The sequence below is a fragment of the Pantoea sp. YR525 genome (assembly GCF_900116775.1).
Lineage (GTDB): Bacteria > Pseudomonadota > Gammaproteobacteria > Enterobacterales > Enterobacteriaceae > Pantoea > Pantoea symbiotica.
The window spans coordinates 88,861-102,825 of sequence record NZ_FPBU01000001.1 but is presented as its reverse complement, the minus strand read 5'-3'; the positions used below and the strand labels follow the sequence as shown (position 1 = coordinate 102,825).

Below are 13,965 nucleotides of genomic sequence, written 5' to 3'. Positions count from 1 at the left end.
GGGTAGATCAAATGAAAAAATGGCTGTTTGCACTGGGGTTACTGGCGGTGGCGAGTCACGCTTCTGCTAAAACGATTACCGATGTGGCTGGACGACAGGTTGAAGTCAAAGAAGAATCCAAACGCATTATTCTCGGCGAAGGGCGCCAGATGTATCTGCTGGCGGCGTTTGATACTGCTGCGCCGTTCCAGCGCGTGGTGGGCTGGCGCGACGATTTCCATAAAGCCGATTACGACGGCTATATGGCGTATGAGAAGAAATATCCGCAGATCAAAAAGCTGCCGACCTTTGGTGGCGCGAAAGATGGCACCTTTAACGTCGAGCAGGCGCTGACGCTTAAGCCGGATTTGGTGCTGATGAACCTCGAATCCAAAGCCGCGACCGACGAAGGCAAGCTGATCGAGAAGTTGCAAGCGGTGGGCGTGCCAGTGGTGTTTATCGACTTCCGCGAGAAGCCGATGGAACATGCTGAGCAAAGCATTCGCATCATGGGCGAGCTGGTAAACAATCCGCAGCGCGCCGAAGAGATCGTAGCTTTCCGCCGTGCGCAAATCGAAAAGGTGACCGATCGCCTGAAGAACTTTAACGGCACGCGCCCGAAAGTGATGATTGATCGCGCCGGCGGCTACACCGACGAGTGCTGCATGTCGTTTGGTAACGAGAACTTTGGGCAGATGGTGGAACTGGCGGGCGGCAGCAATATTGCCAAAGACCTGATTCCGGGCACCTTCGGCACGCTCAATCCAGAACAAATCATCGCCAGCCGTCCCGATGTGGTGGTGGTAACCGGTGCGAACTGGAAAAACTACAACACCGTCGGCAAATGGGTCGGCGTGGGCCCCGGTGCAGATGTAAAAGAAGCGACGGCGCGTTTGCAGCTGTTAATGATGCGTGATGCCTTCAAAACGCTGCCGGTAGCGCATAACGGTAACGCGCATGCCATCTGGCATCAGTTCTACGACAGCCCATATCAGTTTGTTGCGATTCAGGCGCTGGCGAAGTGGCTGCATCCTGAACTGTTTGCCGATCTCGATCCGGACGCCACGTTCCGTGAGTTCCACGAAAAGTTCCTGCCATTGCCATATCAGCCTGGTTATTGGGTAAGCCTGCCGGCAGATAAGTCTTAAGTTTGAACGTGTTAGATAAGTGTTAAACATTACTGTTTATCTTTACTAATATTTCACAGGTGGTGACACGTTGTTTCAGAAAAGCGAAACGCGTGCACCATCTGATGTTAATACGGTAAAAGGGAGAGAGTAATGTTTCATACCTCAGGAAGATCGGTGTTCGGTGTGACGTTGTATACGCTGCTGGAACCGTTGCCGCTGGGCTTTTTTGTTGCCGCCTGGTTTTTCGATATCCTCTATTTGCAAACCTTCGTCATCATGTGGACCAAATCGGCCAGTTGGCTAATCACCATTGGTCTGGTGCTGGCTATCCTGCCACGATTAATCAGTTTGGTTTATTTATTCCGAGGCGCGCGGCCGAATGAGAAAACCCATTTCTGGCTGTCGCTGCTGGCAATCGTACTGGCGGTGGTTAATGCCTTTATTCACAGCCGCGATGCTTACGCAGTGGTGCCACTGGGCGTGACACTGTCGACGCTGGTGGTGGCGCTGCTGCTGATCGCTAACGTGCAGCTGGTGTTGCGCGAACGTCGCACGCAAGGAGGTCGCGTATGAAACACTTACTCAGCGCGGTAGCTATTGCGATGTTGCTCAGCGCCTGTGACGACGGGGCGCTGATCGATCCTCAAAAGCAAATTGGCCCAAATCCTGAACTGCCGCAGGCGAAGAACTTCTTTATGCCGCCGATGCAGGTGCCGGAAGGCACGCCGTGGAAAGCCGGTGAAATGCCGAAAGTGGCGAATGGGTTGAAGATCGAAAAGATCACCGAAAATCTGCAGCATCCGCGTCAGGTGTTGGTGCTACCGAACAATGACGTGCTGGTGGCGGAATCCAATGGCATGGCTAAAACCATCAGTGCGCCCAAAGAGTTGATCATGGGACTGGTGCAGAAAGCGTCCGGCAAAGGCGGCGCGGGCGGTAATCGCATCACCTTGCTGCGTAACGTTAACGGTAAATGGGAGCAACATCGCTTCATCGAAAATCTGTCTGCACCGTTTGGCATGCAGCTGGTGGGCAACACCTTGTATGTGGCGAATGCCGATAGCCTGGTGAAATTCCCGTATCAGACCGGGCAAACCGAGATCCGCACGCCACCAGTGGAAGTGACCGAATTGCCGGGCGGGCCGATTAACCATCACTGGACTAAATCGCTGCTCGCCAGCCCCGACGGCAGTAAGCTTTATGTCGGCGTGGGATCGAACAGTAACGTGACGGAAAACGGTATTGGCGAAGAGTATCGCCGCGCGGCGGTGCTGGAAGTGGATGCGGCCAGCGGTGCCAGCCGGATTTATGCCAGCGGCCTGCGCAATCCAACCGGCTTACAGTGGGAGCCGCAAAGCGGCAAGCTGTGGGCTGTCGTTAATGAACGCGACGAGATCGGTTCGGATTTAGTGCCAGATTACCTGACGTCGGTGCAGGACAAAGGCTTCTACGGCTGGCCGTACAGCTATTATGGCCAGCACGTGGATGAACGCGCGCAGCCGCAAAGGCCAGATTTGGTGGAGAAAGCGATCAAACCGGATTACGCCCTGAGCTCACACGTTGCACCGCTCGGCCTGTTGTTCTACGGCGCGGATAATATGCCGCAGTATCGCGGTGGCGCGTTTATCAGCGAGCATGGCAGCTGGAACCGCACGCCGCTCAACGGCTATCAGGTGGTGTGGGTGAAATTCGAGAATGGGAAACCGGTAGGGCAGCCACAGCCGGTAGTGACCGGTTTCCTGACGGACGATCAGAAGCAGGTGCGCGGTTTGCCGGTGGGTTTAGCCACCGATCAGCAGGGCGGCGTGTTGATTGCCGATGATGCGGGAAATACCATCTGGCGTATCAGTTCCGCCAGATAATCAATCGCGGGCAATAAAAAAGGATTTGGCATTAAGCCAAATCCTTTTTTTTATGTTCGCTAACCGGCTGGTAACCGCGCCGCGAACGGGGTGCTCAGCACTCCTCACAGAGGCGATAATAAAATGTGCGGCGATATATTTCAAGTTTTGCCATAATACTGTATGGTTATACAGGTGTTGAGTGACGAGCGAAGCCTCATTGTTTTTCTGATGACTCCAGGGGCGCGGATAGTCAAATCCCGGCAGGTTTCAGGTGGTGCTGGCCTGTGGCTTTTACAATGAGAGCCGCTCAGCACTCCTCACAATTGTGCTTAGGCGGTCGGCGGGTGGAGTCAAAGCCCCGGCAGCTGAAAGGCGCGCTCCTCTCAGAGGAGAAGGAAAGTGATGGAACTTGTTCGATTGCTGCTGGACATCGTCCGCATCATTCTTCAAATCATCGTTGCCCTTTTGCAACTGACCGGTCAGGCACACTGATCGGAACTTGAGACAAGGCGGAGCTCACCCCTCCGCCTTTTTTCGCGTGGATCAAAATCCGCTGCGCTAAAAACGCTACTATCCTCATCTCATTCTGTAATGCGAGGAAGTGCATCATGGCAATCACGTTCGGGCCGATTAGCGCGCCGGTGACGTTCAGCGACGTTGAACCGGTTTTTCTCACCGATGATACGCTGTTGCAGCGTAAAAATTCGGTGCTGGCGGGCATGCAGCGCGAGGGTTTTGATTGGCTGGTAATCTACGCCGACAAGGAACACGGCAGCAATTTCGAATATCTCACCGGATTTATCCCGCGTTTCGAAGAAGGATTGCTGCTGCTGAATCAGTCCGGGGATTGCACGCTGGTACTGGGCAACGAAAACCTCAAAATGGCGCGCTTCTCACGCACCTCTGCTGCGCTGGTGCACACGCCATACTTCTCGCTACCCAATCAGCCCATGGACAATGAAGCGCCGCTGGAAAGCCTGTTCAAAGACGCTGGCTTAGCCAACGGCGATAAAGTAGGGCTGGTGGGCTGGAAGATGTTTACGCCCGCTGCGGGCGATGGGCGCGCTATGTTTGATCTGCCATATTTTATCGTCGACGCCATCCAGCGCACGCTCAGCGATAACGCCTTATTAGAAAATGCCATCCACTTGTTTATTGGCGATCACGGCGCGCGCACTACCTGCAATGCCAATGAAATCGCGCATTACGAATATGGCGCAAACCTCGCATCAAATTGCATGCTGGACGCGCTGAATGCCATCGAGGTGGGCGTGCGTGAAACCGAGTTGGGCGCGTTACTGCAGGCGGAAGGGCAATGCAACACGGTGGTGACCATCGCCGCGACCGGCAGCCGTTTCGACAAGGCGAATCTCTATCCGACTTACAAAAAAGTGCAGCGCGGCGATCCGCTCTCGCTGACTACCGCCTTCAAAGGCGGGCTCTCCAGCCGCAGCGGTTTCGTCATTGCCGATCAACGCGAACTGCCGTCAGGCCAGCAAGATTATCTGGATCGCATCGCCAAACCCTATTTCACTGCGGTGGTGGCGTGGCTGGAAAATATTCGCTGCGGCATGAGCGGCGGGGCACTGTATCAGCTTATCGAGCAGGTGTTACCAAAAGAGCGCTTCGGCTGGCATCTCAATCCGGGACATCTGGTGGCGGATGAGGAGTGGATGTCTTCACCGATTTATCATCATTCCACCGAATTGCTCAAAAGCGGCATGATGCTGCAAATTGATATCATCCCATCGGTGCCGGGCTACAACGGTGCCAGTGTTGAAGAGTGCGTGGTGCTGGCCGATGCGGCGCTGCAAAGCGACATCCGCAATCAATATCCGGCGCTGTGGCAACGCATCGAAACCCGTCGCCGTTATTTGCGGGAAACCATCGGCATTCAGCTCAGCGAAGAAATCTTGCCTTTATCGAATAGCGTGGCGTATTTGCGGCCGTTCTTTTTGGCGAAGGATTTGGCATTGAGCGTGGTGAGTTGATGTAATTAGTTGAGGTCGCCATGAATGGCGACCCTACAAAATCGTGCTCATTGTAGGGTCGCCATTTATGGTGACCTAAAGGCTCAATAGACGTTCTTTCAGCCCTTATATTTAATGGCTTCAATCAATTTCTCAAACGCAGCGGTGTGCTGTTTGCGGCTCGGATAATAGAGATAATATCCGCTAAACGGTTCGCTCCAGTCTTCAAGCAGGCATTGCAGTTCACCGGTGGCGATGTGCTGTTTAACGGTATCCTCGGGGACATGGGCGATACCCATGCCGGACAGTACCGCATCAATACGCGAAGCCAGATTATTAAATATCAGCTGCCCTTCAACTTTAACGCGAATATCTTTGCCATCTTTACTGAACTCCCAGCTATATAATCCTCCCAGCGTAGGAAGGCGCATATTAATGCAGTTGTGATTCTGCAATTCATAGGGCGTGGTGGGAATGCCGTGTTTTTGCAAATAGTCAGGCGATGCAACAGTTACCATTTTCCAGTCAGGGCCGATTCGCACCGCCACCATATCTTTCTCAATGCTCTCGCCGAGTCGCACGCCGGCATCGAAACGCCCGCTGACAATATCCGTTAAGGTGTTATCAACAGAGAGCTCCACATTCACTTCGGGATAGGCTTGCAGAAACGGTTTGAGCAGCGGCCACAATGTGGAAGACAACGCATGTTCGCCGGCGGTAATACGAATATTCCCTGACGGCTTGCCCTGATTATCGGCTAGTTGCAGCAGAGCTTTCTCAATATCGGCCATCATCGGCGCCACACTTTGAATCAGGTTTTCACCGGCTTCGGTTGGCGCGACGCTGCGCGTGGTGCGCGTTAATAAACGCGTATTTAATCGCTCTTCAAGACCGCGAATCGAGTGGCTTAATGCCGATTGCGACACGCCTAATTTAGCTGCGGCGCGCGTGAAGCTACATTCGCGTGCCACCATCACTAAATAGATCAGGTCGTTGAAGTTTTCCCGCAGCATGTGGTTGACCTTATTACTGTCGTAGCGTCAAAAGAGGAAACGCAAATTAGTTAGGCGGATTATGGGTGGCGTACAGCGGCCAGGATTCAAACAGATAACCATCGAAATCGATATCATCGACGTCTGAGAACTCCAGCAGCCGTTGTTTCACGTTTTCCAGATGTTGCCACATCGCCAGTTTGGCGGCGCGCGCGTCTTTTTTGATCAACGTCGCGAGGATCTTTTTGTGATCGTCGAGCCACTGTTTGCGGTAATTGTTGTTGACCAGATGGCGATGCAGTTGGCTCCACATCACGTTATCTTCACGCCATTGCCAGGATTGTTTAAACAGCTCAACCAGCATGCTGTTGTGCGTGGCTTCAGCAATCGCCAGATGGAAATCACGATCGCCGTTTTCGCTTTGGTTGACCGCACCCGAAGCCAGCTCTTTCTCTTCCAGCTCCAGCGCCTGGCGCATCTTCATGATATCTTCCCGCGTGGCTTGCAGCGCAGCAAACTCAGCGATATTGCTCTCCAGCAGCTGGCGCGCCTGCAACATCTCAAACGGCCCGGCATCGTTACTGGCCTTGCGAAGCGAAACGGGCTGTTGCGGCGAGTCGTGAATCACGTAGATGCCCGCACCGCGACGCACTTCGATTAATCCTTCCAGCTCCAGCATGATCAGCGCTTCACGCACCAGCGTGCGCGTCACGTCCAGCAGCGCGGCGAGTTCGCGCTCCGGCGGCAGACGTTCGCCCACCGCATACTGCTTCTGGGTGATCATCTGGCGGAGCATTTCCCCGACTTCCTGATAAGGGCGCTGTGCTGAAGTTTGAGTTTTCATCGTGCTCTTTTCTGTGTGTTAAAGGATTCACAACCTCTGATACAGCCTCACTCAGAGACGCGCACTATAGCATAGCGAATAAGAATCGGCCTGGGCACGACGTGCAGTACCAGGCCTTCATTACTAAGCGTTAAGTGCGAAATAGCGTTCGGCATTATTGAAGCAGATGTCGCGCAGCATGCTGCCAAGCATCGGCTCATCATGCGGCACAATGCCATCTTGCACCCACTGCGCCAGCAGATTGCACAGAATACGGCGGAAGTATTCGTGGCGCGTGTAGGAGAGGAAGCTGCGCGAATCGGTCAGCATGCCAACAAACTGGCTGAGTAAGCCGATTTGCGACAGCTGCTCCAGCTGACGCAGCATGCCGTCGCGCTGATCGTTGAACCACCAGCCGGAGCCAAACTGCACTTTGCCAGCGATACCCGCGCCCTGGAAGTTGCCCGCCATGGTGGCCAGTACTTCGTTATCGCGCGGATTGAGGCAATAGAGAATGGTTTTCGGCAGCTGATCGTTGAGGTCCATCGCATCCAGCAGGCGCGCCAGCGGCCAGGCAATATTGTTATCGCCAATCGAATCAAAACCGCTGTCTGGCCCAAGCTGGCGGAACATGCGCGTGCTGTTATTACGAATCGCGCCGATGTGCAGCTGCATCACCCAGCCGCGCCGCGCATATTCGCTGCCGAGCCACACCAATACTGCGCTGCTGAACTGGGCGATTTCCAATTCATCCAGCACATCGCCACGGCGACGTTTCGCCAAAATTGTATCGAGCACGCTGTCGTCAGGCACCGGCGCAAAGCGCAGGGTTTCGATGCCGTGATCCGATGCGCGACAACCGTGAGCGGAGAAGTGGTCAAGGCGACGTAACAGCGCACGGCGTAACGCATCAAAGCTGTCGATGGCGACATCGGCGGCGGCTTCCAGGCGACCAAGATAGTCGACAAAACCCTCCAGCTCGATTTTAAAGACTTTGTCCGGACGCCAGCTCGGCGCAACGTCAATATCAAAGCTGCTGTCATCGGCGATTTGGCGGTGATAACACAGCGAATCAACCGGATCGTCGGTGGTGCCGACCATGCGCACCTTCATCTGGCGCATGATGCCGCGCGCGGAAAATTCCGGCGTCGCCAGTTGTTCAGCGCAGCGCTGCCAGATAGCAGGCGCGGTGTCCGGGCCAAACAGCGTATCAGTGATGCCAAACGGACGACGCAGCTCAAGGTGCGTCCAATGATAAAGCGGGTTGCCAAGGGTTTTGGGCACCGTTTGCGCCCACGCGAGATACTTGTCGTAGTCGCTGGTGTTCTTGCCGGTAATTAACGACTCATCCACGCCGGCAGCACGCAGCGCGCGCCATTTGTAGTGATCGCCTTCCAGCCAGATTTGGCCGAGATTGGCAAAGCGACGATCTTCAGCAATCTCCTGCGGATTAAGGTGACAGTGATAATCGTAGATTGGCATATCCGCAGCGAAGTCGTGGTACAAGCGCCGCGCGATATCGCTCTGCAGCAGAAAATCTTCATCCATAAAGCGCATTATTGGGCTTCCTGAGCAAAATAGGCGCGGTGGATCGCCAGTTCGACGCCGCGAATTTCAGCTAATCCTTTCAGTCGACCAATCGCCGAGTAGCCAGGATTGGTTTTCTTCTTCAGGTCATCCAGCATCTGGTGGCCGTGGTCGGGACGCATTGGAATCAAATCTTCCTCGCCCGCAGCTTTACGGCGCTGTTCCTCTTCGGCAATCGCCTTGATCACCGCAAACATATCCACATCGCCACCTAAATGCGCGGCCTCGTGGAAGCTGTTGGGGTTCTCTTCACGTTTGGTGGATCGCAGATGCGCGAAGTAGATGCGCGGGCCGAAGCGTTTGACCATGCCGGCTAAATCATTCTCTGCCAGTACGCCGTACGAGCCGGTACACATGGTGAAACCGTTGGCGGGGCTGCTGACGGTATCGATCATCCACTGCAGATCGTCGGCGTTGGAAACAATGCGCGGCAAACCAAGAATCGGCCGCGGCGGATCGTCCGGATGCACCGCCATGCGCACGCCCACTTCTTCGGCAACCGCGACAATGGCACGCAGGAAAGTGGCAAAATTTTCACGCAGTTCGGCCTTACCGATGCCTTCATAGCGCGCCAGCTGGGCGCGGAATTGATCCAGCGTGTAACCTTCCTCAGCGCCCGGCAAACCAGCAATGATGTTACGCATCAGGCGGTTACGGTGCTCTTCACTCATCGTTGCAAAGCGTTCAGCGGCCTGGGCGATCTCTTCCGCGCTGTAATCCTGCTCCGCGCCGGGACGTTGCAGAATGTGCAGTTCGAATACCGCGAACTCAATCTGATCAAAGCGCAGGGCTTTCGCGCCATCCGGCAGCAGATATTCGAGATCGGTACGCGTCCAGTCGAGGATTGGCATGAAGTTGTAGCACACGGTTTTGATGCCGCATTGCGCCAGATTACGCAGCGACTGCTGATAGTTGCTGATCCAGTGCTGATAGCGGCCGCTGCCGGTTTTGATCTCTTCATGAATCGGCACGCTCTCCACCACCGACCACACCAAACCTGCGGCTTCCACCAGCGCTTTACGCTGCATGATTTCGTCGACTGACCACACTTCGCCGTTGGGAATGTGATGCAGTGCGGTGACGATGCCGGTTGCGCCCGCCTGGCGCGCATCGGCCAGAGAGACAGGATCGTTGGGGCCGTACCAGCGCCAGGTCTGCTTCATGTTGTTACCTCACTCACGATTGGTTGACCAATATTCCTTGCTAGCGTGTTACTTCAAACATTAACCACGCGATTCGCGGTTAAAACTCTGCTCTTTGTCCGGTTAAGTCAACCTGGTGAGTGATTTTGGTTAACCAGATCACATTTGCGACATCGAGCTGGCGACCACTTTTCGCAACTGTGGTTCACTCCTGGCGGATGGTTAGAAATGACTCACTAACGGAGAATCAGATGAACCGCAGTTTAAATCCAGGGATAACCGCCGCTGGCACCAAACGCACCTTCCGCCATATGCGCTGGTGGGTGCTGGTGCTGTTCTTAGCCGGCGTGACGGTCAATTACATCACCCGTAACTCGTTAGGGCTGCTGGCCCCAGAGCTCAAAGACAGCCTTAACATCACCACCGAGCAATATTCCTACATCGTCGGTGCCTTCCAACTGGCCTATACGTTCTTCCAACCGATTTGTGGCTGGTTGATTGATGTGATTGGCCTGAAAGTAGGCTTCCTGATCTGCGCCTCGGTGTGGGCCATTGCCTGTTTATTCCATGCTGGAGCGGGCAGTTGGCTGCATCTGGCGATTCTGCGTTTTGTTATGGGCAGCGCAGAAGCCGCTGCAACGCCAGCCAACGCCAAAGTAATTGGTGAATGGTTCCCGAAAAAAGAGCGTCCTATCGCCGCGGGTTGGGCGGGTGTCGGATTCTCCCTCGGCGCTATGCTGGCACCGCCGATTATCTACTTTGCCCATGCGGCGTTTGGCGGCTGGCAGGGCGCATTCCTGTTCACCGGCGCGCTGGCACTGGGTTGGGTGTTGCTGTGGTGGTGGCTGTATCGCGATCCCGATCAGCACCCTAATTTGTCGAAATCCGAACTGGATTTCATCCGCCAGGACAACGAACCACCGGCAGTGAAACTGCCATTCTTTACCGCGTTGAAAACCGTATCGAAGAACAAGCGTTTCTACGGCATTGCCATTCCGGCATTCATGGCCGAACCGGCGTGGGGCGTACTGAGTTTCTGGGTGCCGCTCTATCTGGCAAAAGAGCTCGGCATGGATCTGAAACAGATTGTTATGTTCGCCTGGCTGCCGTTCCTCGCCGCCGATCTCGGCAGCGCTGCCAGCGGCTATCTGACGCGCCTTTACACTAAGATCTTTGGCTTCACCCAAGTCAATTCAGTGGTCGCCAGTTCAGTTACCGGCGCGTTCCTGATGCTGTCTCTGGCCGCAGTGGCGATGACCAAAGATCCGTATATGGCGATTGCGTTGATCTCAATTGGTGGCTTCGGTCATCAGATCATCTCCTGCATGCTGAGCGCGCTGGTGGTAGAGAAGTTTGATAAAGGCCAGATGGCCACCGTCAACGGCATGCGCGGCTCGTTCGCGTGGATTTCCAGCTTCCTGTTCTCACTGCTGATCGGCGTTACCGCCGACACCATTGGATTTAATCCGCTGTTTGTCGCCATGGGCTTCTTCGACCTGATTGGCGCCGTATTCCTGATTGCTTTTATTGCTGAACGTCGCGCACAGCGCGCATGAAAAAGTAGGTAACGATGAAAACGTTAAAAAATTGGTCATTAGTCGGTTCCGATGCGCACCACGTGGCGTTAACCGTTGACGGCAAACACACGCTGTGTCTGTATGTGCTGGAAACGGGCATGTTCCGCGTGGTGATTAAACGTCAGGGCGCGTATAGCCTTGACCGCACCTGGAGCATCGCGCCTGAAAGCGATGTGCCGTGGGAAGGGCGTCAGCGCGACAGCCTGGCCGGCTTCGCCTTGCCATCGTTCACGCTGGAAGAAGAGGGCGACACGCTGGTGGTCGCCACCGATAAGCTGCGGGTGATCGTGCATCAACCGCTGGCGCTGGAGTGGCAATATTGCGACAGCCACGGCGCATGGCAGTTGCTGACCTGTGACCGTCCAACCAGCGCTTATCAAATCAACGCGCACGGCGATGGCGTGGCGCACTATCAGTGCCGCATGAACGACGATCGTTATTACGGCCTCGGCGAGAAAAGCGGCGATTTGCAGCGTAACGGTCAGCGCTACGAGATGCGTAACCTTGACGCGATGGGCTACAACGCCGCCGCGACCGATCCGCTGTATAAGCATGTGCCGTTTACCATCACGCGCCGCACCGACGTCAGCTTTGGCCTCTATTACGATAACCTCAGCAGCAGCTGGTTTGATCTCGGTAATGAGCTCGATAACTATCACAAGCCGTATCGCCGCTGGCAGGCCGAAAGCGGTGATATCGACTATTACCTGTTTGTTGGTGACAAGGTGCTGGATATCACCAAAGCCTTTGTGCGTCTGACCGGTAAAACGCTCTTCGGCCCGAAATGGAGCCTTGGCTACAGCGGTTCAACCATGCATTACACCGATGCGCCGGACGCGCAAAATCAGCTGATGAACTTCATCCGCCTGTGTGAAGAGCACGATATTCCGTGCGATTCGTTCCAGCTCTCGTCCGGTTACACCTCGATTAACAACAAGCGCTACGTGTTCAACTGGAACTACGACAAAGTGCCGCAGCCGGAAGTGATGAGCCAGGCGTTTCATGACGCGGGCTTGCGCCTTGCCGCTAATATAAAACCGTGCCTGTTGCAGGATCATCCGCGTTACAACGAAGTGGCGGAACAAGGTCTGTTTATTCGTGACTCGGAAGAGGATGCGCCCGAGCGTTCGGTGTTCTGGGATGATGAAGGTTCACATCTCGATTTCACCCATCCGCAAGCCGTTGCCTGGTGGCAGGAAAACGTCACTAAACAGCTGCTGGAAAAGGGCATCGATTCCACCTGGAACGATAATAACGAATATGAAGTGTGGGATGGCGAAGCGCGCTGCCATGGTTTCGGCACGCCGATTGCTATTAAGCACATTCGCCCGGTGATGCCGCTGCTGATGATGCGCGCCTCCATGGAAGCGCAGCAGCGCTTCGCGCCAGAAAAGCGTCCATTCCTGATTTCCCGTTCGGGATGCGCGGGTATGCAGCGCTACGTGCAAACCTGGAGTGGCGATAACCGCACCAACTGGACCACGCTGCGCTACAACATTCGCATGGGATTGGGCATGAGCCTGTCCGGTTTGTACAACGTGGGACATGATGTGGGTGGCTTCTCTGGCGATAAGCCAGATGCAGAACTGTTTGTGCGCTGGGTACAGAACGGCGTGATGCATCCGCGTTTCACTATTCACTCGTGGAATGACGATCACACCGTCAATGAACCCTGGATGTATCCAGCGGCCACGCCTGCGATCCGCGCCGCAATTGAGCTGCGTTATCGTCTGCTGCCTTATCTCTACACGCTGCTGTGGCAGGCGCATGCTGACGATGAACCGATGCTGCGTCCGACTTTCCTCGATCATGAACAGGATACGCAGACGTTCGCCGAGTGCGATGAGTTTATGCTGGGCCGCGATCTGCTGGTGGCCAGCGTGGTTGAGCCCGGTCAGCGCGAACGTCGCCTGTGGCTGCCTGACAACCAAACCGGCTGGTATGACTTTGCCACTCAGCAATGGTACAGCGGCGGTCAATGGATCACGCTGGCAGCACCGCTGGAAACTCAGCCGATGCTGGTGCGTGCCGGTGCGGGCTTACCGCTTAGCGAGCGCCTGCGTCATGTTGATGCTAAAACTGACGATCGCCGCACCTTGCAGCTGTTCCCGCTCAAAGGCAAAGGCGTCAGCCACGGTGTGCTCTTTGAGGATGATGGCGAAAGCTGGGGTTATCAGCAGGGCAATGCGCTGTGGCTCAACTGGGAAATGCGCAGTGATGCTGAGGCAATCCACCTTAACTTCCGGCGCAAAGGCAGCTTCCAGCCAGCCTGGCAAACGCTGAACGTTATGGTGCCGCCGGGTGAACAGCGTCAGTTGTTTATTGATGGCGTGGCGGTGGATAAGGCGCAGGCAGAAGTTATATTGGCGGAGATAAAATAGTCACCATTTTCGGGGGGCGCATCTTTGCGCCCCCCGACACAGGCAGTGCCATCATTAAATAGGAATTTTTACCTTCCAGCGCGTACGAAAAACCCCTAAATTCACGTCGACAACCAGTACCACTCACAACACGTGAGTATCTAAACAACAATCAAATAAACATTTTTGCATGCCAAAATTCGTGGCAGTGAGGATTTGTATGCTTTTAAAACGCAGCTGTAATATTGCCATTGTTCTGGTGGTTATGTTTTCTGTCACCGCTTGTGGAATGTCGCATCGTGGACGCAATACTGCTATCGGTGCCGGAGTGGGTGCGGTGGGTGGTGCAGTATTAACAGGCGGCAGCACGTTCGGAACACTGGGTGGTGCGGCCATTGGTGGTTTGATTGGGCACGAAGTCAGCCGTTAACGAATATAGATAATGCAAATAAAAAAGGGCCTTAAAGGCCCTTTTTTATTTGCATTCGCAACGCTGAAAATAATCTGTTTTTTCGCTGGAATGTGTTTTCAATATATCTTGTTTAAGCAAATTAAAATACC

11 protein-coding genes are annotated in these 13,965 nt (G+C 54.7%); 7 read left to right on the top strand and 4 right to left on the bottom strand.

The window, feature by feature from the left end; translation table 11 throughout:
• The first annotated feature begins 11 nt into the window (after window positions 1-11).
• The 4 genes from BM323_RS00385 (at window position 12) to BM323_RS00365 (ending at window position 4,944) form a co-directional block, all read left to right on the top strand.
• The gene (locus BM323_RS00385; RefSeq protein WP_008110045.1) at window positions 12-1,127 is read left to right on the top strand and encodes an ABC transporter substrate-binding protein; all 1,116 of its coding nucleotides are present in this window, start codon (window positions 12-14) and stop codon (window positions 1,125-1,127) included.
• 132 nt (window positions 1,128-1,259) lie between these two features.
• Entirely contained in the window at window positions 1,260-1,682 is a 423-nt protein-coding gene (locus tag BM323_RS00380; RefSeq protein WP_008110043.1) for a DUF2231 domain-containing protein, read from the top strand.
• Window positions 1,679-2,971 carry a PQQ-dependent sugar dehydrogenase gene (locus BM323_RS00375; RefSeq protein WP_008110041.1) on the top strand — a complete coding sequence of 431 codons (1,293 nt, stop codon included), beginning with the start codon at window positions 1,679-1,681 and terminating at the stop codon, window positions 2,969-2,971. The genes BM323_RS00380 and BM323_RS00375 overlap by 4 nt, the downstream gene beginning before the upstream one ends.
• A gap of 590 nt (window positions 2,972-3,561) precedes the next feature.
• Window positions 3,562-4,944: a M24 family metallopeptidase gene (locus BM323_RS00365; RefSeq protein ID WP_008110038.1), complete on the top strand. Its 1,383-nt coding sequence runs from the start codon at window positions 3,562-3,564 to the stop codon at window positions 4,942-4,944.
• A gap of 98 nt (window positions 4,945-5,042) precedes the next feature.
• Here the strand turns inward: BM323_RS00365 and BM323_RS00360 are convergent, their stop codons facing one another.
• From BM323_RS00360 to uxuA, 4 genes are all read right to left on the bottom strand, one after another.
• A complete protein-coding gene (locus BM323_RS00360; RefSeq protein ID WP_008110036.1) occupies window positions 5,043-5,936 on the bottom strand; it encodes a LysR family transcriptional regulator in 894 nt (297 codons plus the stop codon).
• A 46-nt stretch (window positions 5,937-5,982) separates the two neighbouring features.
• A complete protein-coding gene (gene uxuR, locus BM323_RS00355) occupies window positions 5,983-6,759 on the bottom strand; it encodes a Uxu operon transcriptional regulator (protein ID WP_071531677.1) in 777 nt (258 codons plus the stop codon).
• Window positions 6,760-6,882: 123 nt separating this feature from the next.
• A complete protein-coding gene (gene uxaC / locus BM323_RS00350) occupies window positions 6,883-8,298 on the bottom strand; it encodes a glucuronate isomerase (protein ID WP_085982369.1) in 1,416 nt (471 codons plus the stop codon).
• Window positions 8,295-9,488: a mannonate dehydratase gene (gene uxuA, locus BM323_RS00345; protein ID WP_008110030.1), complete on the bottom strand. Its 1,194-nt coding sequence runs from the start codon at window positions 9,486-9,488 to the stop codon at window positions 8,295-8,297. Before uxuA ends, uxaC begins: the two co-directional genes overlap by 4 nt.
• A 230-nt stretch (window positions 9,489-9,718) precedes the next feature.
• Here uxuA and BM323_RS00340 point away from each other — a divergent pair, with 230 nt between their 5' ends.
• From BM323_RS00340 to BM323_RS00330, 3 genes are all read left to right on the top strand, one after another.
• Window positions 9,719-11,023, top strand: coding sequence for an MFS transporter (locus BM323_RS00340; protein WP_008110028.1), 1,305 nt, complete (start codon window positions 9,719-9,721; stop codon window positions 11,021-11,023).
• A gap of 14 nt (window positions 11,024-11,037) precedes the next feature.
• On the top strand, window positions 11,038-13,425 hold the full coding sequence (locus BM323_RS00335; RefSeq protein ID WP_008110026.1) for a glycoside hydrolase family 31 protein: 2,388 nt from the start codon (window positions 11,038-11,040) through the stop codon (window positions 13,423-13,425).
• A 199-nt stretch (window positions 13,426-13,624) separates the two neighbouring features.
• Window positions 13,625-13,834, top strand: a complete 210-nt coding sequence (locus tag BM323_RS00330; RefSeq protein ID WP_008110024.1) for a glycine zipper 2TM domain-containing protein — start codon at window positions 13,625-13,627, stop codon at window positions 13,832-13,834.
• The last annotated feature ends 131 nt before the right edge of the window (window positions 13,835-13,965 follow it).

What these genes read in the sequence shown, in the direction of transcription:
- BM323_RS00335 (WP_008110026.1), top strand. Translation starts at nt 11,038, where the DNA reads ATGAAAACGTTAAAAAATTGGTCATTAGTCGGTTCCGATGCGCACCAC.
- BM323_RS00360 (WP_008110036.1), bottom strand. Translation starts at nt 5,936, where the DNA reads ATGCTGCGGGAAAACTTCAACGACCTGATCTATTTAGTGATGGTGGCA.
- BM323_RS00380 (WP_008110043.1), top strand. Translation starts at nt 1,260, where the DNA reads ATGTTTCATACCTCAGGAAGATCGGTGTTCGGTGTGACGTTGTATACG.
- BM323_RS00330 (WP_008110024.1), top strand. Translation starts at nt 13,625, where the DNA reads ATGCTTTTAAAACGCAGCTGTAATATTGCCATTGTTCTGGTGGTTATG.
- BM323_RS00375 (WP_008110041.1), top strand. Translation starts at nt 1,679, where the DNA reads ATGAAACACTTACTCAGCGCGGTAGCTATTGCGATGTTGCTCAGCGCC.
- uxuR (WP_071531677.1), bottom strand. Translation starts at nt 6,759, where the DNA reads ATGAAAACTCAAACTTCAGCACAGCGCCCTTATCAGGAAGTCGGGGAA.
- BM323_RS00385 (WP_008110045.1), top strand. Translation starts at nt 12, where the DNA reads ATGAAAAAATGGCTGTTTGCACTGGGGTTACTGGCGGTGGCGAGTCAC.
- BM323_RS00365 (WP_008110038.1), top strand. Translation starts at nt 3,562, where the DNA reads ATGGCAATCACGTTCGGGCCGATTAGCGCGCCGGTGACGTTCAGCGAC.
- uxuA (WP_008110030.1), bottom strand. Translation starts at nt 9,488, where the DNA reads ATGAAGCAGACCTGGCGCTGGTACGGCCCCAACGATCCTGTCTCTCTG.
- BM323_RS00340 (WP_008110028.1), top strand. Translation starts at nt 9,719, where the DNA reads ATGAACCGCAGTTTAAATCCAGGGATAACCGCCGCTGGCACCAAACGC.